The organism is Micromonospora sp. WMMD723 (assembly GCF_049863385.1).
Classification (GTDB): domain Bacteria; phylum Actinomycetota; class Actinomycetes; order Mycobacteriales; family Micromonosporaceae; genus Micromonospora; species Micromonospora wenchangensis.
Genome location: NZ_JBMKNR010000001.1, coordinates 5,154,125 through 5,177,342 on the forward strand (window position 1 = coordinate 5,154,125; position 23,218 = coordinate 5,177,342).

General features: G+C 74.3%; 7 protein-coding genes. All 7 read left to right on the plus strand.

Translation table 11 applies throughout. The features are described from left to right. Nucleotides 1-4 precede the first annotated feature (4 nt). The 7 genes from ACN261_RS22435 (at nt 5) to ACN261_RS22465 (ending at nt 23,207) form a co-directional block, all read left to right on the plus strand. Complete coding sequence (locus tag ACN261_RS22435; RefSeq protein WP_425851983.1) at nt 5-9,223, plus strand: SDR family NAD(P)-dependent oxidoreductase; 9,219 nt, start codon at nt 5-7, stop codon at nt 9,221-9,223. Between the two features lie 37 nt (nt 9,224-9,260). Further along, nucleotides 9,261-15,689, plus strand: coding sequence for a beta-ketoacyl synthase N-terminal-like domain-containing protein (locus ACN261_RS22440; RefSeq protein ID WP_425851985.1), 6,429 nt, complete (start codon nt 9,261-9,263; stop codon nt 15,687-15,689). Next, complete coding sequence (locus tag ACN261_RS22445; protein ID WP_425851986.1) at nt 15,686-16,807, plus strand: DNA alkylation repair protein; 1,122 nt, start codon at nt 15,686-15,688, stop codon at nt 16,805-16,807. The genes ACN261_RS22440 and ACN261_RS22445 overlap by 4 nt, the downstream gene beginning before the upstream one ends. Further along, nucleotides 16,804-20,763 carry an aminotransferase class I/II-fold pyridoxal phosphate-dependent enzyme gene (locus ACN261_RS22450; protein ID WP_425851987.1) on the plus strand — a complete coding sequence of 1,320 codons (3,960 nt, stop codon included), beginning with the start codon at nt 16,804-16,806 and terminating at the stop codon, nt 20,761-20,763. Before ACN261_RS22445 ends, ACN261_RS22450 begins: the two co-directional genes overlap by 4 nt. Before the next feature lie 91 nt (nt 20,764-20,854). Further along, nucleotides 20,855-21,160, plus strand: coding sequence for a hypothetical protein (locus ACN261_RS22455; protein ID WP_425851988.1), 306 nt, complete (start codon nt 20,855-20,857; stop codon nt 21,158-21,160). 101 nt (nt 21,161-21,261) lie between these two features. Then, on the plus strand, nt 21,262-22,359 hold the full coding sequence (locus tag ACN261_RS22460) for a class II histone deacetylase (protein ID WP_421481640.1): 1,098 nt from the start codon (nt 21,262-21,264) through the stop codon (nt 22,357-22,359). Nucleotides 22,360-22,373: 14 nt separating this feature from the next. Beyond that, nucleotides 22,374-23,207 (plus strand): thioesterase II family protein, encoded by an 834-nt coding sequence (locus ACN261_RS22465; RefSeq protein ID WP_421481641.1) that lies wholly within the window; start codon nt 22,374-22,376, stop codon nt 23,205-23,207. The last annotated feature ends 11 nt before the right edge of the window (nt 23,208-23,218 follow it).

The following is a 23,218-nucleotide window of genomic DNA, read 5'->3' on the forward strand; positions in this document are numbered from 1 at the left end:
GACCGTGACGTACCGGGTCGAAACCTACGAGAAGACCTTCGCCGCCCACGAGCCGTTCATCGCCCAGCACCGCTCCGGCGGTCTCGGCATCCTGCCCGCCGCCGTGCAACTGGAGATGGCCCTGCTGGGGGTCGCCCAGCGTCGGGCGTTCCGCCCGCTCGAACTCGTCGACGTCGCCTTCATCAGGCCGTTCACGGTCGCCGACGGCGAGCAGGTCACCGGCCGCCTCGACGTGACCCTCGAGGAGCGGGCCCGGTTCGAGCTGGGTGCGGTGACCCCCGAGGGGCACCGGACGGTCTCCACCGGGTCGGGCGGGCCGATCCCGTCCGACACCCACCCGCCGGCCGCCTGGGCGGTGAGTTGCCCCGTGCCGGTCCCGCCGGAACGCGTCTACGCCGGCTGGTCGGCCGCCGGACTGGTCTACGGTCCGGACTTCCGCACCGTACGCCGGCTCGCCGTCGGCACGGGCACCGCCGAGGCGACCCTGGAGACGGTGGCCCAGCCACTGCCGTGGTACTCCCACCCGCTGCTGGTCGACGGCGTCTTCCAGGTGGTCAGCTGCGCCCTCCAGGACCTCACCGGTGGCGACCCGCCGGGGCCGATGCTCCCGATCGGGGTGGCCCGCCTCGCCCTGCACACCGAGCTGTCCCCGCTCAGCGCCGGGGTGACCGTCCGGGCCCGCCGTACCGCCGTGCGGGACGCCTGGTCCGCCGCGGACGCCATCCTGCTCGACGCCGCAGGCCGGGTCGTCGCCGAACTCACCGGGGTGCGGATGCGCCGGTTGCCGGCCCCGCGTCCGGCGACCGGGCAGCTGCTCACCCGGATCGACTGGGCCCCCGCCGACGCCCCCGCCCCCGCAGGGCCGGCGGCCGGCACCTGGGTGGTCATGCACCACGGCGAGCAGGACGGCCCGGGAGCGGCCACCGTACGGGCCCTGCGTGCCGGCGGGGCCCGGGTCGTCGAGGTGCTGCCCGAGCCACCGGCGTCGGGCCCCGGAGCCGACCAGCGGGTCGTCCCGGAGCCCGACGAGCCGGCGTTCGAGCAGCTCTGGGCGGAGCTGGCGGACCCGGTCGCCGGGGTGGTGCACCTGTGGAACACCGGCCCGACCCGAGGAGAAGCCACCGAACTGCGCCTGGGCCTCTACTCCTGCCTCGCCGCCCTGAAGACCCTCGGCCAGCGGCAACGCTCCGGGCACTTCCTGGTCGGCACGGAACGCGGCCAACCGGTGGCCGACGGCGACACCCCGGTGCCGGCCCGCGCCGCGCTGTGGGGCCTCGTCCGCACCGCCGCCATCGAGTACCCGGGGCTGCGGCCCCGCCTCGTCGACCTCGACCCCGCCTCGGCCGCCGCCCTGCCGGCCGAGTTGGGCGACGGGGGGCCGGTGGAGACCGGCTACCGCACCGGGGTACGGCACGTGCCGGTCCGCGTACCCGTGGGCGCGTCCGACGGTGGTCGGCCGCCGGTCCGGCCGGGCGGCCGGTACCTGATCCTCGGCGGTCACGGCGGACTGGGCCTGGCGGTGGCCCGCCGCTTCGCCACCGACGGCGCCGGCCTGATCGCCCTGGTCAGCCGGTCCGGCGGCACCGGCACCGACGGGACAGTCCTGGCCGGCATCGAGTCGTACGGCTGTCAGGTGGTCTCGTTCGCCGCCGACGTCGGCGCGCCCGGCGCCCTGGCCGAGGTGGTGCGGGAGATCCGCCACCGCTTCGGTGACCTGCACGGCGTCGTGCACGCCGCCGGTGCGCTGAAGGACGGCCTGCTGCGCGGCACCACCGCCGGGGACGTGGCCGAGGTGCTGCGCCCGAAGGTCGACGGCGCGCACGAGCTGGCCGCCGCCGTCGCCGGCACCGCGCTGGACTTCGCCGTGCTGTTCGCCTCGGTCTCCGGCACCTTCGGCAACCTCGGCCAGGGCGGGTACGCCGCCGCCAACGCCTACCTCGACGCGTTCGCCCACGCCCGGGGCAACCCGTGGACCAGTGTGGACTGGGGGCTGTGGGGCGAGGTGGGCATGGGCACGGCCGTCGCCGAACAGCTCAGGCGTCGTGGCGTCCGGCCGCTGGGCACCGTCGAGGCGCTCGACGCGTTGATGACCGTCCTGCGCGACGACGTCCGGCAGGTCGTCATCGCCCACCCCGACGCCGCACCGGCCGGCGGGTCCGCCGGCAGCGGGGAGACCCCGGGTGCCGGCACGCCCCCCGCACCGCCGGCCCCCGCCCGACCGGCACCGACCGCCGCCGGGCCGGGTGCGTCCCCGGGCGGTTCGTCCGGCAGCGCCGACACCGACGCCGGGCGCACCGAGGACGGGCTCGCCGACTTCCTCGCGGAGCGGCTGGGCCTCGACGACCTCGACCGGACCGCCCCGCTGACCGACTACGGCATCAACTCGATCCTGAGCGTCGAGCTGGCCGAGGAGCTGTCCCGGCGGTGGGCGGTCGCCCTCCCGGCCACCCTCTTCCTGGAGTACGGCGACTTCGCCGAGCTGGCCGGGGCGCTCGCCACCCGGTACGGCGCCCGGCCACCCGCCCCGCAACCGGCACCGGCCACCGCGGCGTCCCCGCCGGCCACCGCCGGGCCCTCCCCGGTCGGTGTCGCCTCCCCGGCCGATGCCGCCGGGCCGGCGCAACGGCGGGCCGGCGACATCGCCGTGGTGGCCGTCTCCGGCGACCTGCCCGGCGGACGCGACCTGGCCGACCTGTGGCCGATGCTGCGCGCCGGCGCGGACGCCTTCACCGAGATCCCGCCGGACCGCTGGAACATCGACGACCACTACCAGCAGCGCGGCCCCGACATGACGGGCACCTACTGCCGCAGCGGCGCGTTCGTCGCCGGGATCGACCGCTTCGACCCGAAGTTCTTCGGCATCGCCGTGCGGGAGGCCGAGGAGATGGACCCGCAGCAGAAGCTGCTGCTGGAGCACGCCTGGTCGGTGGTGGACGGCAGCGGGCTCGCCGGCCGGCGGGACATCGGCGTGTTCGTGGGGGCCACCTACACCCACCACCGCGACGCGCAGGGGCTGGCGGCCGTCGGCCCGCACACCGCGCTGGGCTCGATGAACGCCGTACTGGCCAACCGGATCTCCTACGCCCTGGACCTCACCGGCCCCTCGCAGACCGTCGACACGCTCTGCTCGTCGTCCCTGGTCGCCCTCCAGCAGGCGGTGGTCAGCCTGCGTACCGGGCAGTGCGGCGCGGCCATCGTCGCCGCCTGCCACGTCGGGCTGACGCCCTGGTACTACCGCAGCCTCAGCCAGCTCGGCGCACTGTCGCCGACCCGACCCCGGCCGTTCGACGACCGGGCCGACGGGTTCGTGCCCGGCGAGGGCGCGGTGGCCGTCATGCTGAAACGACTCGACGACGCCGAACGCGACGGTGACCGCATCCACGCCGTGATCCGGGGCGCGGCGGTCAACCACGGTGGACGCGGCAGCGCCCTGCCCGTGCCGCGCAGCGAGTCGCAGGTCGCGGTGATCCGGGCCGCGCTGGCCGACGCCGCGCTCACCCCGGCCGACGTCTCCCTGGTCGAGACGCACGGCACGGCCACCCGGCTCGGTGACCCGATCGAGATCGCCGCCCTGGCCGAGGTCTTCGACGGCGACCGGCCCGAACCGTGCCAGCTCGGCTCGGTCAAGGCGAACATCGGTCACCTGGAACCGGCGAGCGGCCTGGCCGGCCTCGCCAAGGTGCTGCTCTGCCTCGAACACGGTGAGATCCCGCCGCTGGCCGGGTTCGCGACGCTCGGCGCGCACATCACCCTGCCCCCGGGCCGGCTGGCCATCCCGACCGCACCGCAGCCGTGGCGGGCCACCGGGCCACGCCGGGCCGGCATCAGCGCCTTCGGCATGGGCGGAACGAACGCCCACGTCGTCGTCGAGGAGTACACCCCCGCCCCGGCCGCCCGGCCCGCCGACGGGCCGGTGCGCGAGCACCTGCTGGTGCTGTCGGCGCACACTCCCGAGCTGCTGACCCGGCGGGTCGCGGACGTACGGCGGATGATCGAGGCGGACGACACGGTCGACGTCGGGGCGCTGTGCTTCTCGGCCTCGGTGGGGCGGGTCCACCTGCCGTACCGGGTCGCCGTGCTCGGGGCGAGCGGGGCGGCCCTCGGCGCGGGCCTGCGCCGGGCGCTGCGCCTCGGGTCCGAGCTGCCGGGCACGGTGCTGCGCGGCGACACGGTGCTCGCCGGTGACCCGGTGCCGGTCGGGCCGGACCTCGCCGAACGGTTGGCGCGCCACCTGCCGTGGCCCGCCGAGCGGATCGCCGCCGAGCTGCGTACCCCCGACGGCGGGCTGCTCACCGCGCTGGCCGGCTGGTACGTCGCCGGCCGGGACGTCGACTGGCGACCGTTGTACGACGGCACCCGCCCGCGCCGGCTCGCCCTGCCGCCCTACCCGTTCCGGGACCGCGCCGACCAGGCACCCGCCCGGCCGGTCCCCGGTCCGTCGACGCCGCTTCCGGCGGTCGCCCCGGACCCGGCGGACGGTGACCGGGAACCCGGGCTCGACCGGCTGCTGGACGCCCACCGGGTCTTCGGCCGGCAGACGGTGCCGGCGGCGCTCCTCGTCACCAGGGGGTTCGCCACCGCCGCCGTCCTGGAGCGGCTCGCCTTCACCGCCCGGGGCACCGGGCACCACCGGCTCACCGTGGACACGACCGCCGGCGACACCGTGACGTTCCGCTACGGCGGCCAGGTCATCGGCCATCTCACCGCCGGCGCGGTCCGGCCGCAGGGACCACCTCCCGCACCGCTGCCGGTGGACCGGGAGTACGCCGCCCACCCCCGCACGCTCGACCCGGCCGGCCTGTACGCGTGGTTCGCGGCGCAGCGGGTCGACTTCGGCGCGGCGCTGCGGGTCGTCGGCCACATCGCGTACGGCACGACCGGGGTGCTCGTCCGGGTCGACCACGCCGACGCGGACCCGGCGGTGCGCGCGGTGGCCGCGCTCGACGCGGCGCTGCAGAGCATGGCGGTCCTGACCCTGGCCGATCCGGCCGCCTCCGCACTGACCTACCTGCCGGTGTCGATCGGCCGGGCGGTGCGCTGGGCGGACCCGGTCGACACCCGGCACGTGCGGCTGCGGCTCACCGGTCAGGATCCCGACGGCAGCCGTCGGGCCGACGTCGTGCTGCTGGACACCGCCGGCCGGGTCCTGGTCTCCCTCACCGACGTGGTCTACCGGCCGGTCGCCGCACCGACCGGCGACCCCGACCAGCCGGCGGACGCTTCCCCGACGGTGGGTGCGGCGGCCCCAGCCGGGCGGCGGCCGGTGACCGCCTTCGCCGTCGAGGAGACCGTCGTCGAGGTGGTCCGCACGGTACTGCGGGACCCGGACGTCACCGCGACCGGTTCGCTCGCCGCGACCGGCATCGACTCGATGCTCGCCACCATGGTCGCCGCCGATCTTCAGGAACGCCTCGGGGTGACGCTGAGCCCGGTGGAGGTGTTGCAGGCGCCCGACTGCCGCGCGCTGGCCGCCGTGGTGGCGTCCGTGCTGCCCGAGCAGGCCCCGCCGACGGCAGGTGTCCCGGCCGTTTCCGCGCCGGGGGAGACCCCGGCGACGGCCGAGCCCGCCGACGCCGCCATCCGTGCCGGCACCGACCAGCAGGCCCCGGCTGCCTCCGCCGCGCGGGACCAGCCGCCCGCCGGGTCGGACGGCGGCGACCGGGGCGACCTGGCCGTCATCGGGATCGCCTGCGCGTTGCCCGGCGCCACCGACCCGGAGGGCTTCTGGTCCCTGCTGGCGCGTGGGGGCAGCGGCATCGGTCCCGCGCCCGCCTTCCGCTGGGCGGAGGGTGGCGACGGGGCCGCGATCGGCGGTTTCCTGGGCCCGATCGACGAGTTCGACGCCCGCTTCTTCGACTTCTTCGCCAAGCAGGCCGAGGTGCTCGACCCGCAGGTCCGCTGGCTGCTGCGCACCGCGTGGGAGGCACTGGAGTCCGCCGGGATCGCCCCGCTGTCCACGCCCGCCTCGACCGGCGTGTTCGTCGGTGCCAGCTACCAGCACTACAAGGACTACAACCTCGCCCCGGAGCTGGACGCGCCGAGCGGTTTGGGCAACCACAACGCGTTCCTGGCGAACCGGGTGAGTTATTTCCTGGATCTGTCGGGGCCGAGCATGACGATCGACACGTTGTGTTCGTCGTCGTTGGTGGCTCTGCACACCGCGGTACGCAGCATCCGCAGCGGCGAGTGCGACCAGGCCATCGTCGCCGGGGTGCGGCTGGCCATGTCCCCCCTGCACTACACCGCGATGCGGAACCTGCGGGCCCTCTCCGCGACGGGTGCGTCGCGGGCGTTCGATGCAGGGGCGGACGGGTTCGTGCCGGGTGAGGGCGTGGTGACGGTGGTGGTGAAGCCGTTGGCCGATGCGGTGCGGGACGGGGATCGGGTGCGGGGGGTGATTCGGGGTTCGGCGGTGAATCACGGTGGTCGGACGAGTGGGTTGACGGTGCCGAGTAGTGCCGCGCAGCGGGAGGTGATTGTGGCGGCGTTGCGGGATGCGGGTGTTGGTCCCGATGGGATTGGGATGGTGGAGGCGCATGGGACGGGGACGTCGTTGGGTGATCCGATCGAGGTGGAGGGTTTGACGCGGGCGTGGCGGGGGTTTACGTCGCGGACGCAGTTCTGTGCGATTGGTTCGTTGAAGTCGAATATTGGTCATTTGGAGCCGGCGGCGGGTTTGGCGGGGTTGGTGAAGGTGTTGTTGTCGTTGGAGCACGGGGTGGTGCCGGCGACGTTGCATGTGGTGCGGCCGAATGACCATATCCGGTTCGAGGACACGCCGTTCTTCGTCGCGGACAAGCCGGTGCCGTGGCCCCGCGTCGCGGGCGCGCCCCGTCGGGCGGCGGTGTCGGCGTTCGGCATGGGCGGGGTGAACGCCCACGTGATCGTGGAGGAAGCGCCGCTCCCGGCCGACCGGGAACCCCTGCCGCAAGGGTCGTTCGTGGTGAAGGTGTCCGCCGCCACCGAGGACGCGGTACGCCGCCTCGCCGCCGCCTACGCCGACTCCTTCGCGGCCGCCCCCGACGACCGGGCTACCGCCGACCTCTGCCACACCGCCAACGTGGGCCGCTCCTCGCTCGACTACCAGACCGCGGTGAGCGGCACCACCGGGCAGGTGATCGCCGAGCAGCTCCGGGCGGTCGCCGACGGCCGGGTCCCGGTCGCCCGCGTCGACTGCCACCGCCCCGCCGACCCGCTCCCCGCCGACCCGGCGCAGCGGCACGCGGTGGTGGTGGACCAGGTCCGGCAGGGCCGGGCCGACATCGACTGGGCCGCCCTGTCCGTGCCGGGCTCACGGAGCGTCGCGCTCCCCACCTACCCGTTCGACCGGGGCCGCTACTGGCACACCCGCCCCACCGCGACGGTGACCGGGCCCGCCCCGGTCACCACTGTCGACCTGCCCCCGGAGCACACCCCACCGGTGGACCCCGGGCCCGCCGACGGCGGCCACCACGGCAACCCGACGCCGGCACCGGAAGCCCTGGTCACCCGATGGCGACCCGCCGACCCACCGCCCGGCGCATCGGCCTACGGGGCCACCGTACGGGTGGTCGTGGCGGACCCGGACCTCGGCGGTGCGGTCTCCGCCGCGCTCGCCGCCAAGGGCGCCGACCTGGCCCCCGACGGGGTGACCCCCCGCGCCCTGGTGGTGGTCGACGCCGTCCCCGGGTCCGCCGACACCGCACCGGACCTGCGCGGGTTCTGGGAGCAGCTCCGCTCCTACGCCGCCACCGTCCCGCCCCGGGGCAGGATGGTCTGGGTCGCACACCGGTCGGTCACCGTCGACGAGACGGACCGGACGCTACTCGACCCCGAGGCCGCCGCACGGGTGTTCGCGGTCCGCGCCGCCGCCGCCGAGAACCGGTTCACCGTCGCCGTGCTCGACCTCGACCCGGCCGATCCGGTCGAGATCCGTGCCCGGCAGGTCGCCGCCGAGTTCGCCGCGATGCGCACCGGCCCCGACACCGTGGTGGCCTACCGCCGTGGCAGCCGGTACACCCCGACCCCGTCCCCGGCCCGGCCCGGACCCCCCGCCGACCTGGCCGGGGACGGGTACCACCTGGTCACCGGCGGCCTCGGCGCGGTCGGCCGGCGACTGGTCACGCACCTGGTGACGCGCGGTGCCCGACGCATCGGCATCCTCGGCCGGTCGCCTGTCGACGGGGCCGCCGAAGACTTCCTGCGCGGGCTGCGCCCGCAAGCCGAGGTGGACTACCAGCGGTGCGACGTCGCCGACCCGGCCGCGTTGACCACCGCGGCCGCGTCCTTCACCCACCGGTGGGGCCGACTGCGCGGGATCGTGCACTGCTCCGGCGGGGTCAACCAGTTCGGGTCGCTGCGTCGTCGACAGTGGTCGGAGGCGGCCCGGGTGACCGCCCCGAAGGTCGCCGGCTCCCACAACGTGATCCGGCTCGCCCGCACCGAGGGCGCCGACCACGTCGCCCTGGTCTCCTCGATCGCCGGTGCCCTGCCCGACGCCGGCCGGGGTCTGGTGGACTACGCCCTGGCCAACGCGTACCAGCTGGCCCTGGCCGAGCAGGCCGGCGACGACGGGCCGACGGTGACCGCGCACGCCTGGCCGAACTGGTCCGGCATCGGCATGGCGGCGGACGAGTCGTTCTCCGCCGGGCACTCGATCACCCTCGACCAGGCGCTGGCCGGCTTCGACGCGTACCTGCTCACCGGGGGTGCCGTGGTGTTCCCCGGCAGCGCCGTACCGCAGCCGACCACCGTCTCCGCGTCGCCGCAGGCCGCCCACCGGGATACGTCGACCGCGCACCCCGAGCCCACCCCGGCCGACCCCCTCCCGGCTGATGCCGCCGGTGGTGACGCCGCACCGGCCGGGCCGCCGTCGGCCGGCGACCCGGGGGTGGCCTACCGGCTGGTGCGGGACGCCTTCGTCGACGTCCTCGGTGAGGACCCGGGCGACTGCCCCCTGCCCGACCTGGGGCTGGACTCGTTGGTCATCGCCGATCTGACCAGCGCCATCGAGCGGCTCAGCGGGACGACCGTCGACCCCTCGCTGGTGATGCGGTCCCGCACGATGGCCGACCTCGCGGCCCGGCTCACCGACCGGGCCACACCATCCACCCCGGCATCCGGGACCGACCCGGTCGCCGGTGCGGTGTCGTCCGCGCCCGACCCGGACGGCCCGGTGCCCACGGCGAGCCTCAGCGCCCTGCTGCGGCCACTGCTCGCCACTGGCCGGCAGCCGCGCCACTGACCTGCCCACCGAGTGTGACGGAAGGAGCGACGCGAACATGACGGACAGTCGAATCGCGGTGATCGGCATGGCCGTACGGCTTCCCGGTGCCGAGGACGTGGCGGACCTGCGCTGGCTGCTGACCCACGACTCGGTCGAGGTGGACGAGGTCCCGCCCAGCCGGTGGGCCCGCGACCACTACCTGGGTGACGGCGACCACCAGGGCACCCACCACCGGGGCGCCTTCCTCCAGGACCCGTTCTCCTTCGACCACGAGGCGTTCGGCCTGACCGCCGGTGACGCCGTCCTGCTCGACCCGCAGCAGCGGGTGATGCTGGAGGTCGGCGCGCGGGCGCTGGAGGACGCCGGCTACCGCTCCGTGCGCCGCCGTCTCGACTCGGGCGTCTTCGTCGGTGCCCGGATGAACTCCTACGGCTTCGACCACGGCCGTGGGCTGGCCCCGACCGGGCCGGACGGCACCGGCCGACCGGTCCCGGCGGCACTGTGGGGCCGGTCGCAGAACTTCGTCGCGGCCTGGCTCTCCGACCGCCTCGACCTCACCGGCCCCAGCCTGGTGGTCGACACCGCCTGCTCGTCCTCGCTGACGGCGGTCTGGTTGGCCTGCCAGAGCCTCGCCGCCGGCAGCTGCGAGATCGCCCTGGTCGGCGGCGTGGACCTGCTGCTCGACCCGCTGACCTTCGTGTTGCTGTCCCGCACCGGCGCGCTCTCCCCGGACGGGCTGTGCCAGACCTTCGACGAGAAGGCCAACGGGTACGTCCCCGGCGAGGGGGCCGTCGCCCTGGTGCTCAAGCCGATGGCCGCGGCGGTGGCCGACGGTGACCTGATCCTCGGCGCGATCGCCGGCACCGGCGTCAACAACGACGGCCGGACCATGGGGGTGACCACCCCCAACCTGGAGGCCCAGATCGCGTTGCTCGACCGGGTGTACGGGCGCATCGACCCCACCACCGTGCAGTACGTCGAGACCCACGGCACCGGCACCGCCATCGGCGACCCGATCGAGGTGCGGGCCCTCACCGACGTGTTCGGCCGGCGCGGCGTCGCCCCCGGCAGCGTCGCGCTCGGCTCGCTGAAACGGCGGATCGGGCACCTGCACTCGGCATCCGGCCTGGCCGGCCTGGCCAAGATCGTCCTCTGCCTGCGGGACGGGGTCGTCCCCGGGGTGCCGGTGCCCACCGTCAACCCGCGGCTCCGGTTGGACACCGGCCCCCTCTACCTGCCGCCGCGTCCCCGACCCTGGCCGGCGGCCCCGATCCGCCGGGCCGGCGTGAGCGGCTTCGGCTTCGGCGGCACCAACGCACACGTGGTGGCCGAGGCGGCGACCGGGCCCGCGCCGACCGCCACCGGGGCCGGGCGGCCCACGGAGGTGCTCGCCCTCTCCGCCGACAGCCCCGACGTGCTGCGCGAGCTGGCCGCGCAGTGGGTGGAGTTCCTCCCCTCGGCGGCCGACGAGATCGCCGACGTGCTCGCCACCGCCCGGCTCGGCCGCCCGGCCCGCGCCGTACGCTGCGCGGTCACCGGACCGGACGCCGACGGCCTCGCCGCCGCCCTGCGCGCCCGGCTGCTGCGCGCCGACGTTCCGCTGGGGGAGCCCACCGGACGACCGCCCGTGGTGGCCGTCCGCCCGGTGGCCGGGTCCGCCCCGCCGCGGTGGCTGCTCGCGCTCCACCACGACCTGCCGGCGGTACGGGAGATCGTCGGCCGGTTCGAGACCGCTGTCGGTAGCCCGGTGACGACGTTCTCCGGTCCGCTGCTGCGGATCTGCACGGGGGTCGTGCTGGCCGTGGCGCTGCGCGGCACCGGGGTACCCGAGCAGGCGGTCGACCTGCCGCCCGGCTGGGCGCCGATCGCCGACTTCGTGCACGGACGTACCTCCCTGGAGGAGGCGCTCAGCACGGTGCTGGCCGCCGGAGCCGCGACCACGGACACTCCCGACCCGGACGACGTCGACGCCCGACTGGACCTCTGCGCGCGCCTCGCCGCCGCCACCGACGGGCGGCAGGCAGCCGGGGTGCTCGCCGCCGTCACGGCGGAACTCTACGAGGCCGGGGCGGACATCGACTGGGCCACGTTCCAGGGGCCGGTCGCCTGGCACAAGCGCCTCCTGCCGGTCGGCCAGGCCCGCGGCCCCGCGCTGGACCTGCGGGAGCCGCTCCGCTCCGCCGAGCCCGGCGGCCCGCTGACCCTCGACGACACCGGCCCGGCCGGGTACGCCTTCTCCCGCGTCTTCGGGCCGGGCGAGGTGCCGATCGCCCAGCACTCGGTGTACCGCCGGATCATGCTCCCCGGCGTCGCCTGGTTCGACTTCCTGCGCCAGGGTGCCGAGCTGCGCGGCGAGCCGTTCCACGGGGTACGCGACGTGCTCTTCCACCGCCCGCTCATCCCGACCGGGGCGCACCGGGTGGTGTGCCGGGTCGACGCCGAGGGGCGGTTCACCGTCGCCGACGTCGACGGCACCCCCTTCGTCACCGGCCGGTACGCCCCGCACCCCGATCCGGTGCCCGCGCCGCAGCCGCTCGCGGCGCTGCTCGACACCTGCTCCCGGGTGCACGCCGGGTCCACCGTGTACCGCTGGCTGCGCCGCATCGGCTACCAGCACGGCCGGTACTACCGCAACATCTCCTGGGTCGCCAGCCTGCCCGGCGGCGGCACCCTCGCCCGGATCGAGGGGGGCCGGCAACGCGCCCTGAACCCCCCGGAGGTCCAGCTCTTCCCGGGGTTGCTGGACAGCGTCACCATCGCGGCGATCGACCCGGACAACCCGGTGTTCGGCACCGACCACGCCACCGCCTTCATCCCGCTCTCCGTCGACCGGGTGAGCGTGCACGGTGCCCTGGCCGACGCCGCCTACGTGCGCACCGAGGTGTCCTTCTGGAACGAGGAGGCGTGCCGGGTCACCCAGGTCGTCCTCGACGCCGGGGGCGTACCGCTGCTGACCTTCGGGGACATCTCCTCCAAGCGGGTGCCCGTCCTCGCGTTCAGCGAGCCGCCGGCCGACACCGCACGTCGAGCGGCACCCGGGTCGGCGGTCGCGCCGGCCTCCGCCGCCGTCGCCGTCCCGGTGGACCCCGCCGTGGTGAGCGCGGCTGCGGCGCGGGGGGAAGCGTCCGCACCCGCAGCGGCGCACCGGCCCGGTGCGGAGCCGGCCGGGGCTGCCCCGGGGGTGCCGCCGGCTGTCGACCGGTCCGCGCCGCCGCCGGCTGTCGACCGGTCCGCGTCGCCGCCGGCCGCCGGCCCCGTGGCGGCGACGCCGTTCGCCCGGGCGCTCGCCTGGTTCCTGGCCCTGTCCGGTACGGACGCCGAGCACGTCGACGCCGAGTTCCTCTCCGCCGGCTTCGACTCCGTCGGCCTGGTCGGGCTCAGCGAACGACTGTCCCGGGAGCACGGCCTGTCGCTGTACCCGACCGTCTTCTTCGAGTACCCGACCCCCCGCAGCTTCGCCCAGCACCTCGTCGACGAGGCGCCCGACTTCGTCGCCGCGCTGGCCGCGCCGCCGCCCCCGGTCCCGCCGGCTGTCGCCGCCCCACCGTCGGCCGGCTCCATCCCCGTCTCGTCGCCGGCTGCCCCTGTCTCGCCGCCCGCCGACCCGGGGGCGGTGCCGACCGCCGGCACCGCCGCCGCCACGCCGCCGGACCGGTCCGTGCCCACCCCGCTGCCGGCCGGCAGCGTTCCTCCTCCGCCGCCGGCCGGTGACGTGCCCGCCGTGCCGACGGCCGCCGTGCCGTCGGTTGCCGCCGTGCCGTCGGCCGCCGGGGTCGACGGGACGGACCCGGGGCGTGACATCGCCGTCGTGGGTGCCGCGATCCGGGTGCCCACCGCCGACGACCTCGACGCGTTCTGGACGCTGCTCACCGACGGGCGCGACACCGTCGGCACCCTGCCCGATGGCCGGTGGCAGCCGCCGGAGGGTCCGGTGCCGCAGGCGTCCTTCCTGGAGCGGGTCGACGAGTTCGACCCCGTGCCGTTCCGGATCTCCGCCCGGGAGGCACCGCTGATCGACCCTCAGGCCCGCATCGTCTACGAGACCATCTGGCAGGCCCTGGAGGACGCCGGTCGGACGGGGCAGGGGAGCCCGGACAACCGGATCGGCCTGTGGATCGCCTACAGCCACGACCACTACCACGAGGAGCGGTCCCGGCACGGGGTGACCGATGGGCGCGGGCTGGGTCTGGAGGCGATGATCCCGAACCGGCTGTCGTACCTGATGGACTGGCACGGCCCGAGCGTCGTGGTGAACACGCTCTGCTCGTCGTCGCTGGTGGCCTTGCACACCGCCGTGCAACACCTGCGGGCCGGCGACATCGACACCGCCGTCATCGGTGGCGTGCACGCCGCGATCAGCCCCGAGTACTTCGACTCCATGCGGGACCTGCGGGCGCTCTCGCCCACCTTCCGCTGCCGGGCCTTCGACGTCCAGGCCGACGGGTTCGTGCCTGGTGAGGGGGCGGTGGCGATCGTGCTCCGCCGCCGCGCGGACGCGGAACGTGACGCCGACCGTATCCGGGGTCTGATCAAGGGAGTGGCGGTGAACCACGGTGGCCGGACCACCAGGTACTCCGCTCCGAGCCCCGTCGGCCAGCGGGAGGTGATTGTGGCGGCGTTGCGGGATGCGGGTGTTGGTCCCGATGGGATCGGGATGGTGGAGGCGCATGGGACGGGGACGTCGTTGGGTGATCCGATCGAGGTGGAGGGTTTGACGCGGGCGTGGCGGGGGTTTACGTCGCGGACGCAGTTCTGTGCGATTGGTTCGTTGAAGTCGAATATTGGTCATTTGGAGCCGGCGGCGGGTTTGGCGGGGTTGGTGAAGGTGTTGTTGTCGTTGGAGCACGGGGTGGTGCCGGCGACGTTGCATGTGGTGCGGCCGAATGACCATATCCGGTTCGAGGAGACGCCGTTCTTCGTGGCGGACAAGCCGGTGTCGTGGCCTCGGGTGGCGGGTGTGCCGCGTCGGGCGGCGGTGTCGGCGTTCGGGATGGGTGGGGTGAACGCCCATGTGATCGTGGAGGAGGCGCCGCTTCCGGCCGTTCGGGAAGCCCTGCCGCAGGGGTCGTTTGTGGTGAAGGTTTCTGCGGCGAGTGAGGAGGGGGTGCGTCGGTTGGCGGACGGGTATGCGCGGTTGTTGTCGGGTGTGGATTCGTCGGTGTTGGGTGATGTGGGTTTCACGGCGAATGTGGGTCGTGCGTCGCATCGGTTCCGGGTGGCGGTGCAGGGTGTTGACGGGTCGGAGTTGGCCGCTGGGTTGGGTGCGGTGGCGGGTGGGGACCGGCCGGTGGCCCGGTTGTCGAATGAGCCTCCGGTGTCGGTGTTCCTGTTTTCGGGTCAGGGTTCGCAGTATCCGGGGATGGGTGCGGGTTTGTATGCGGCGGAGCCGGTGTTTCGGGATGCGTTCGACGAGTGCGTCGAGGTGGTGGCGTCGTGTTCGGATGTGCCGTTGCGGGAGGTGGTGTTCGGGGAGCGCGGTGGTGAGTTGGTGCAGACGCGGTTCGCGCAGGTGGGGATCGTGTCGGTGCAGGTGGGGTTGGTGCGGTTGTTGGAGTCGTGGGGTGTTCGGCCGGGGTTGGTGGTGGGTCACAGTGTGGGGGAGTTGACGGCCGCGTGGGCGGCGGGGGTTTTCGGGTTGCCTGAGGTGTTGCGGTTGGCGGTGGTGCGGGGTGGGTTGATGCAGGCGCAACCTGCGGATGGGGCGATGGCGGTGGTGTTCGCCGATGCGGGGTCGGTGGAGGCGGTGTTGCCGTCGTTTCCGGGGGTGGAGATCGCGGCGTTCAACGCTCCGCGCAGTGTGACGATCTCCGGCCCGGCCGAGGCGGTGGAGGCGTTCGGTGTCGGGTCGGGATTGCGGACGCAGCGGTTGACGGTCAGCCACGCGTTCCACTCGGCGGCGATGGCGGGGGCGGTGGACCCGTTCGCTGAGGCGTTCGGGCGGGCGGTGGTGTCGGCGCCGCAGGTCGGTTTCGCGTCGACGGTGACGGGTGGTTGGCATGACGCCCGGTCGGTGGCCGACGGCGGGTTGTGGGGTTCGGGGATTCGCCGACCGGTGCGGTTCACCCAGGCGGTCGAGGCGGTCTATGCGGCCGGCGGTCGGGTGTTCTGGGAGATCGGCGCGCATCCGGTGTTGACCGGTCTGGCGCGGGCGACCCTCACCGACACCGACCTGACCTGGTTGCCGACGCTACGCCGCGACCACGACGACCAGGCGCAGCTCCACACGGCTGTCACGTCGTTCTACAACCAGGGCCACGGCGACCTCGACTGGGCCGGAATCCATCACGGGAAGGGACACCGCACCACCACCATCCCCACCTACCCCTTCCAACGGCAGAGATTCTGGGTCCACGGTGGAGTGGACGGGGCGGCGAACGGCGCCCCCGCCCGGCCGGCTTCCGGGAGACAGCACCTGTCCAGACATAAGATCCACCTTTATCCGCCCGCCCGGGAAAACCACGTCGACAAGGACCGGATGTCATGACTACGGAATACGGACTCAAGCGTCACTTCAACGGTGACGCCGCCCGCCTCATCGGCGGCAAGATCCGCGAGGTTCACCCGGACTTCGACGTCGAGGAATACGCCGTCGAGGTGGAGCGTCGCATTCCCGGAAAGGAGCTGAAGGACCGCGTCTTCGTCCTGGCGGAGGGACTGCGCAGCCGGCTCCCCGAGGACTATCCCGAGAGCGTGAAGATCCTCCTGGCCATTCTCGGCGACGAACTCGCCGAGGGCGAGGGGATGTTCAACGTGAGCTGGTACCTCATGCCGGTGGCCCGGTTCGTCGAGGAGTACGGCCTGGACCACCCCGAGGTGTCCCTCGACGCACTCGTCGAGATCACCAAACGGCACACCGCCGAGTACGCCATCCGCCCCTTCATCGAACAGCACCACGAGCTGACGATGAAGCGGATGGCCGACTGGGCCCGCGACCCCAGCCACAATGTCCGGAGGATGGCGAGCGAGGGCGTGCGTCCCCGGCTTCCCTGGGCGCGTACGCTCACCGCCTTCGTCCGGGACCCGCAGCCCGTACTGGAGATCCTCGAACCGCTGCGCAGCGACCCCTCCGAGTACGTGCGCAAGTCGGTGGCTAACAACCTCAACGACATCTCCAAGGATTCGCCCGACGTCGCGCTGGCCACCGCGTTGCGCTGGTCGCAGGAGAGCCCGACCCCGGAGACCACCTGGATCGTCCGGCACGCACTGCGCACGCTGGTCAAGAAGGGCAACCAGGAGGCGCTGGCGATCGTGGGCGTCACCGGGGGTGAGCACATCCGGGTGCCCTCGATGGGGCTCCACCCGCGCACCCTGACGCTCGGTGAGTCGACGATGATCCGCCTCGACGTCGAGAACACCGACAGTCGCCGGCACACCGTCACCGTGGACTACGTCGTGCACCACGTCCGCAAGAACGGCCAACGCATCCCCAAGGTCTTCAAGCTGACCACGCTGGACCTCGCCCCCGGCGAACGCCGGACGGTGGAGAAGTCGCACCCGGTCCGGGAGGTCTCCACCCGGCGCTACTACGCCGGTGAGCACCTCGTCGACATCCAGGTCAACGGTCAGGTGCTGGCCACTGACAGATTCGACCTCCGGCTGTGAACGGCCACCGTGCGCCGCTCGCCGCCGACCACCCGGTGCTGCGCGACCACCGGATCGGCGACACGCCGGTCCTGCCCGCGGCGGCGCAACTCGACGCGATGCTCAGCGCCTGCGCGGCGATCCGGGAGGGCGGGAGTTGGCAGCTCGACCGGGTGGCGTTCCTCGCGCCGCTGCCGGTCGCGCCCGGCGGGTCGGTCGAGATCGAGACCGTGCTCACCCCGGCCGGGGAGTGCACGCTCACCTCCTGGCAGCCGGACGGCTCCGGTCCGGTCCTGCACAGCCGGGCCCGGGCCACCCCCAGCGCGTTGGCCCCGCCGAGCTACCGGGACGTCGCGGGGCTGCGTGTCGGCTGCGCCGACGAGGTGCCGCTCGCCGCCGTCGAGGAGTGGCGGCGGGGCAGCGGCATCGCGTACGGCTCGACGTTCCGGGCGATCCGCGCCGCGCACCGGGGGCCCGACCGGATGCTGGCCGTGCTCCGCACCTCCGGCGGGCTGACCGACCGGCACTTCGTCCCGCCGCCGCTGCTGGACAGCGTCTTCCAGTGCCTCGGCATGCTCGACGACGGCTCGGCGGGGGCCTGCCTGCCCTGGTACGTCGGGCGGATCACCGCCCGCCGGCCGGTCACCGGCACGGTCCTGGCCCTGGTCGAGCGGACCGAACCGGCGGGTGGGGCCGGCGGCGCGGTGCGCGGGCGGGCCACGGTCTGCAACCAGCAGGGCGAGGTGTTGTTGGAACTGGACCGGATCGTCCTCAAGGCGGCCGGCCCGACCACCGTCCCGGCGGCCCCCCACCGGCAGCCCTCGTCGACCCGCTCCACCCCGGCACCCACCGATCCGCCTCAGGCCGATCCGCCTCCCGCTGGTCCGACGCCCGTCCACCGGGTGCCCGCCGGGTCGGTCACCGCCGTGGCCTGGCGGCCGGTCGTTCCCACCCCGCAACCGGCCACCGACCCCGGTCGCACCTGGGTGGTGTCGGGGGAGGCCGGCATCGAGTCGTACGAGGGTGGGCCCCTCCTGCTCACCCCGGCCGACCTGGACGACGTCCACCTCGACCGGGCGCTTGCCGGGACGCCGCCCGCCGAGGTGGTCTACGTGGCGCCGCGCGGCGGGCGGGACCGGGCGGCGGCCGTCGCCCTGTTGCACGGCGTCTTCACCCTGGTGCGGCGGCTCGCGGCGCAGCCGCCCATGCCCGCCCTCACCATCGTCACCAACGCCGCCCAGCAGGTCACCGACGGTGAGTCGATCGAACCCGGACAGGCCGCGCTGTGGGGCCTCGCGCGGACCCTGCGGATCGAGCACCCGCAGGTCCGGGTCCGCCTCGTCGACATCGGCCTGGCCGGCGGCACCGAGCCGCCGACCCTCGACGAGGTACGGCACGGCGAGGCGGAACTCGCCTGGCGGGACGGCTCCTGGTACGCGCCCACCCATCCGGCGGTGCCGGTCGTACCCGGGCGGTCGGCCCGGCCGGTGGCCGGTGGCCGGTTCCTGGTCACCGGTGGTCTGGGCGGCATCGGCCTGCACGTGGCGGAGTTCCTGGCCGGTGCGGGCGCTGCCCACCTCACCCTGGTCGGTCGCACGGTACCCACCGAGGGGCCGACCAGGGCCCGGCTGGACCGGCTCGCCACCACCTGTGACCTGCGGATCGTCGCCGCCGACGTCCGTACGCTGCCGGAGGTGCTGCGCGGCGCGGAACCCTTCGACGGGGTCTTCCACGCCGCGGGTGTGCTGCGCGACGGGTTGGCGCGCAGCCTGTCGGCGGAGCGGATCGACGAGGTGTTCGGGCCGAAGATCGGTGGGGTGCACGCGCTCGACGAGGCGTTCCCCGCCGACGCGCGACCCGGGTTCGTCGTCCTGTTCTCGTCCATCTCAGCGACCCACGGCAACCTCGGCCAGAGTTCCTACGCGACCGCCAACGCCTACCTCGACGGCTACGCCGCGCGCCGTCGGGCCGCCGGGGAGGCGTGGTACAGCCTCGGCTGGGGTCTGTGGCGGGTCGGCATGGGTGCGGGGATCGCCGACGCCGCGGCGGCACGCGGCATTCCGGCACTGACCGCCGCGGACGGCATCGCGCTGCTGCGGCACACCCTCGAACTGACTCCCGCGAACTACGTCGTGTCCGCAGTCGACGAACCGGAGGACGACCAGATGACCACCGCGACCCCCGTCGAGACCCGGCTGTGGCCGGCGTTGTCGGCGATCCTGAAGCGGACCCTGCACGTCGACCAGGTGTCGCCCGACGACAACCTGCTGGAGCTGGGGCTGGACTCGATGATGGCGGTCGAGGTCTCCGCCGCGCTGGCCGGTGAGGGGCTGGACGTCGATCCGGTGGCCATGTTCGACCACCCCGACGTCGGGGCGCTGGCCCGGCACCTGGAAGGACTGCCCCGCCACCCGGCGGGTCCGGCCCCCGCCACCCCCGTCCCGCCCACCCCCGTCCCGCCCGCCCCCGTCCCGCCCGCCCCGGCCCCGCCCGCCGGGTCGGGTGGCGCGTCGCCGGCCTCGACGACCGCGTCGGGGACGGCACGCTTCGTTCCGGACTGGGACCGCTACCGCGACGTCGACGCCGCCGACCGGCACCCGCCCCGGCCCGGCCACCGGGCGGGGACCGGTCCGGCGACGGGGAACCCGGGGACGAACGGGCACCGGCCGGCGGCGGGTCCGCCGGCCACCCGGGAGCGGCCTGCCGGGCCACCCGGCGTCACCGTCCCGGTCGGCGCGTCGGTTCCCCGTCGCACCCTGCCCGGCCGGCTCGGCGACCACCCCGGTGGCTCCTTCCTCGACCGGCGCATCGACGCGCTGTCGGTGGACGACCGGGTGGTCATCGCCCAGGACGACTACTTCTACGAGCCGGTCATCGAGGAGTCCAAGGGTGCCTGGATCAAGTTCGACGGCCGGTGGTTCCTGAACTTCGCGTCGTACAGCTATCTCGGGCTGATCGGCCACGACTACATCAACCACCAGGCGCAGCGGGCCCTGGAGCGGCACGGCACCGGCGCGCACGGCGTGCGGCTGCTCGCCGGCACCCTGCACCTGCACCGGGAGCTGGAGTTGGGCATCGCCCGGTTCCTCGGGGCCGAGGACGCCATCGTCTACACCAGCGGCTACATGGCCAACGTGGCGACGATCGGCGCGCTGGTCGGGCCGGGCGACGTGGTGATCGGCGACGTCTACAACCACGCGAGCATCCTGGACGGCTACCGGCTGTCCGGCGCGACCGTGATCACCTACGCGCACAACGACCTGACCGACCTGGAACGCGCCCTGCGCCGGGCGGGTGACGCCGGGAAGCTGGTGGTCACCGACGCGGTCTTCAGCATGGACGGTGACATCGCCGACCTGCCCGGCATCCTGGCGCTGTGTGAGCGCTACGACGCGCCGCTGATGGTCGACGAGGCACACAGTCTCGGTGTGCTGGGCGCCACCGGCCGGGGCATCACCGAGCACTTCGGCATCGATCCGGCCCGGGTCGCGGTCAAGATGGGCACGCTGTCCAAGACGGTGCCCAGCACCGGCGGCTACGTGGCCGGCTCCAGCGACCTGGTCTTCGCCCTGAAGAACAACGCCCGGGGCTGGATGTTCTCCGCCGCCGGCACCCCCATGCAGGTGGCCGCCGCGCGGGCCGCGGTGGAGGTGATGGAGGCGGCCCCGCAGCTCACCGGGGAACTGCGGGCCCTCACCGACCGGTACCGGGCGACGTTGCGCGGTCTCGGCTTCGACACCCTCGCCAGCGAGACGCCGGTGGTGCCGATCATCTGCGCCAGCGCCGGGCAGGCCCAGGAGATGGCCCGGCTCTGCCAGGCCGAGGGCATCTTCGTCCAGCCCATCGTCTATCCCACCGTGCCCAAGGCGCTGCCCCGGCTGCGCACCATCGTCAACCTCAGCCACGGCGCCGACGACCTCGACCATGCCGTCGCCGTCTTCGCCCGGGCCGGCCGGAAGGTCGGGCTCATCGCCTGAGTGCGACCGGCGCGCCCCGACCGAGACCAACCGTGTTGCCGACCGCCCGACCGGGCGGCCGGCGAAGGAACCCCGTCGAGAGGAGAACGCAGTGAGTGACATCGACAGCAGGGCCTTCTTCGGTGCCGTTCTGAAGGCCGTCGCCTGCACCCGCAACCACAGCACCGACGAGACCGGCTACGCCGAGGGGGTGCTGACGCCGACCGCCCGGATCAGGGAGTTCGAGAAGGAACTCGGCGACCGGACCCTCACCCGGGCCGAGGCCGAGCAGGTGCTGGGCTGGCTGGACGCCACGTTCCGGGCCAAGCTCACCCCCGCCGAGGAGCGGGAGCACTACCACCGGTACATCGCCGAGGTGTCCGGGGTGACCCGGGTGCCGGCCACCGTCGCCGCCTGACCGGCGGCGTCCGGTCCGGGGTGCGCCACCGACCCGGTCCCGTCGGTGGCGCACCCCGGCCACCCGTCCCTGCCCGATGTCGAGCGCCGAGGACGTCGCCCATGTCGAAGCTCGCCTGGTACAGCCACGAGATCTGCTTCTGGCACGACCCCGGACCGGGATCGGGCTACCTGCCCGTCGGTCCGGGCATCGAACCCCTGCGCCAGCACGCCGTCGACCCGGACCTGCGCCGGGCCGAGGGACTGGTCCGGCTGGCCGGGGTGCTGGACCACTACACCCCGGTCACCCCCGAGCCGGCCACCGACGACGACCTGCTGCTGGTGCACGTGCCGGAACACCTCGCCCGGGTCGAGGCGGCCTCCGCGCTCGGCGCGGGCGACGCCGGGGTGTACGCGTACGTCAACCACCACAGCGCCCAGGCCGCCCGGGTGGCGGCGGGGGCCGGCGCGCAGGCGGCCACCGCCGTGCTCGACGGGCGCTTCGACCGGGCGTACTGCCTGGTCCGGCCGCCCGGGCACCACGCCGAGCCGGACCGGGCGATGGCGCTGTGCCTCTACAACAACGTGGCGGTCGCCGCACGGGCGGCGCAGCGGCACGGGGCACGCCGGGTGCTGGTGCTCGACTGGGACGTGCACCACGGCAACGGCATCCAGCGCACCTTCTACGCCGACCCGGACGTGCTCTACGTCTCGATCCACCAGGAGGGGCTGTTCCCACCCGCGTCGGGGCTGGTCACCGAGACGGGCACGGGTGCCGGTGCGGGCCGCACCCTCAACGTGCCGTTGCCCGCCGGTTCGGGGCACGAGGCGTACCTGGCGGCGCTGTCCCGGCTGGTCGTGCCGGCGGCGCGCGCCTTCCGTCCGGAGCTGGTCCTGGTCGCGGCCGGTGTCGACGCGAGCGGCCACGACCCGATGGGTCGGATGATGTGCACCAGCCGGACCTTCCACGCGATGACCCTGACGATGTGCGCGCTGGCCGACGAACTCACCGGCGGGCGGATCGTCTTCGTCCACGAGGGCGGCTACTCGGCCTGGTACCAGCCGACGCTGGTGTTGGCCATCGCGTCGGCGATCGCCGGCCTGCCACCCCCGCCCGATCCCTTCCTGCACTCGTTGGAGCACCTGCCCGGGCAACGGCTGCGACCGCAGCAGAGCCGCGTGGTCGAGCACCTCGAGGCCCACCACCCGATGCTGGCATGAGGAGGGCGGAGCCGATGAACGGCTGGTTGATGCGGGTGGGCGCGGGCCTGCGGCACCCGGTCGAGGGCGGGTCCCACTCCGCCCGCCCGGCCCGCGGCGGGCCGTGGGCGCGACTGATCGCGTTGCCGCACGCCGGCGGCTGGCCGTCGGCGTTCCGCACCTGGCGGCCGGTGCTGCCGGCGGGGGTCGAGCTGCTGGTCGCCCAGTTGCCCGGCCGGGGGCTGCGGGCCGGGGAGCCGCCGCTGCGCCGGGTGGCACCGCTCGTCGACGGCCTCAGCCGCGCCGTCGCGGAGCTGCCACCGCTGCCGTACGCGGTCGTCGGGCACAGCTTCGGCAGTGTGCTGGGCTACGAACTGACCCGGGCGATGGAACGGCTCGGTCGGCCGCCCCGGCTGCTCACGGTGTCGGCCCGCCAACCACCGTGCTTTCCCAGCGAGCCGCCGTTCGCGCACCGCCGGACGGACGACGAACTGCTGGAACACCTGGTGGAGATCGGCGGGATCGGCCCCGAGCTGCTGCACCGGGGGGACCTGGTGCGCCCCGCGCTGGCCGCGATCCGGGCCGATCTCGAAGCCATGGAGACCTACCGCCGGCCGCCGACGGGGGTGGCGGTGCCGATCCTGTCGCTGGGCGCGGTGGACGACCCGGTCGTCGTCGCCGACCGGCTGCACCTGTGGTCGCTGGAGACGACGGGGGCCTTCTCCCGCCTGATGTTCACCGGCGGCCACTTCTACCTGTACGACCCGGACACCGCGGCGACCATCGCGGAACATCTCTTACGTCTCTGTTTCCCCCATATGGCGCAACATCAGGAAATGTCGCACCCCAGTGCGATGCTCTCGCACTGACCACTCCGCAC

Excerpts from the sequence above, each read along its gene's own strand:
- ACN261_RS22440 (WP_425851985.1), top strand. The coding sequence starts at position 9,261 with ATGACGGACAGTCGAATCGCGGTGATCGGCATGGCCGTACGGCTTCCC.
- ACN261_RS22445 (WP_425851986.1), top strand. The coding sequence starts at position 15,686 with ATGACTACGGAATACGGACTCAAGCGTCACTTCAACGGTGACGCCGCC.
- ACN261_RS22460 (WP_421481640.1), top strand. The coding sequence starts at position 21,262 with ATGTCGAAGCTCGCCTGGTACAGCCACGAGATCTGCTTCTGGCACGAC.
- ACN261_RS22465 (WP_421481641.1), top strand. The coding sequence starts at position 22,374 with ATGAACGGCTGGTTGATGCGGGTGGGCGCGGGCCTGCGGCACCCGGTC.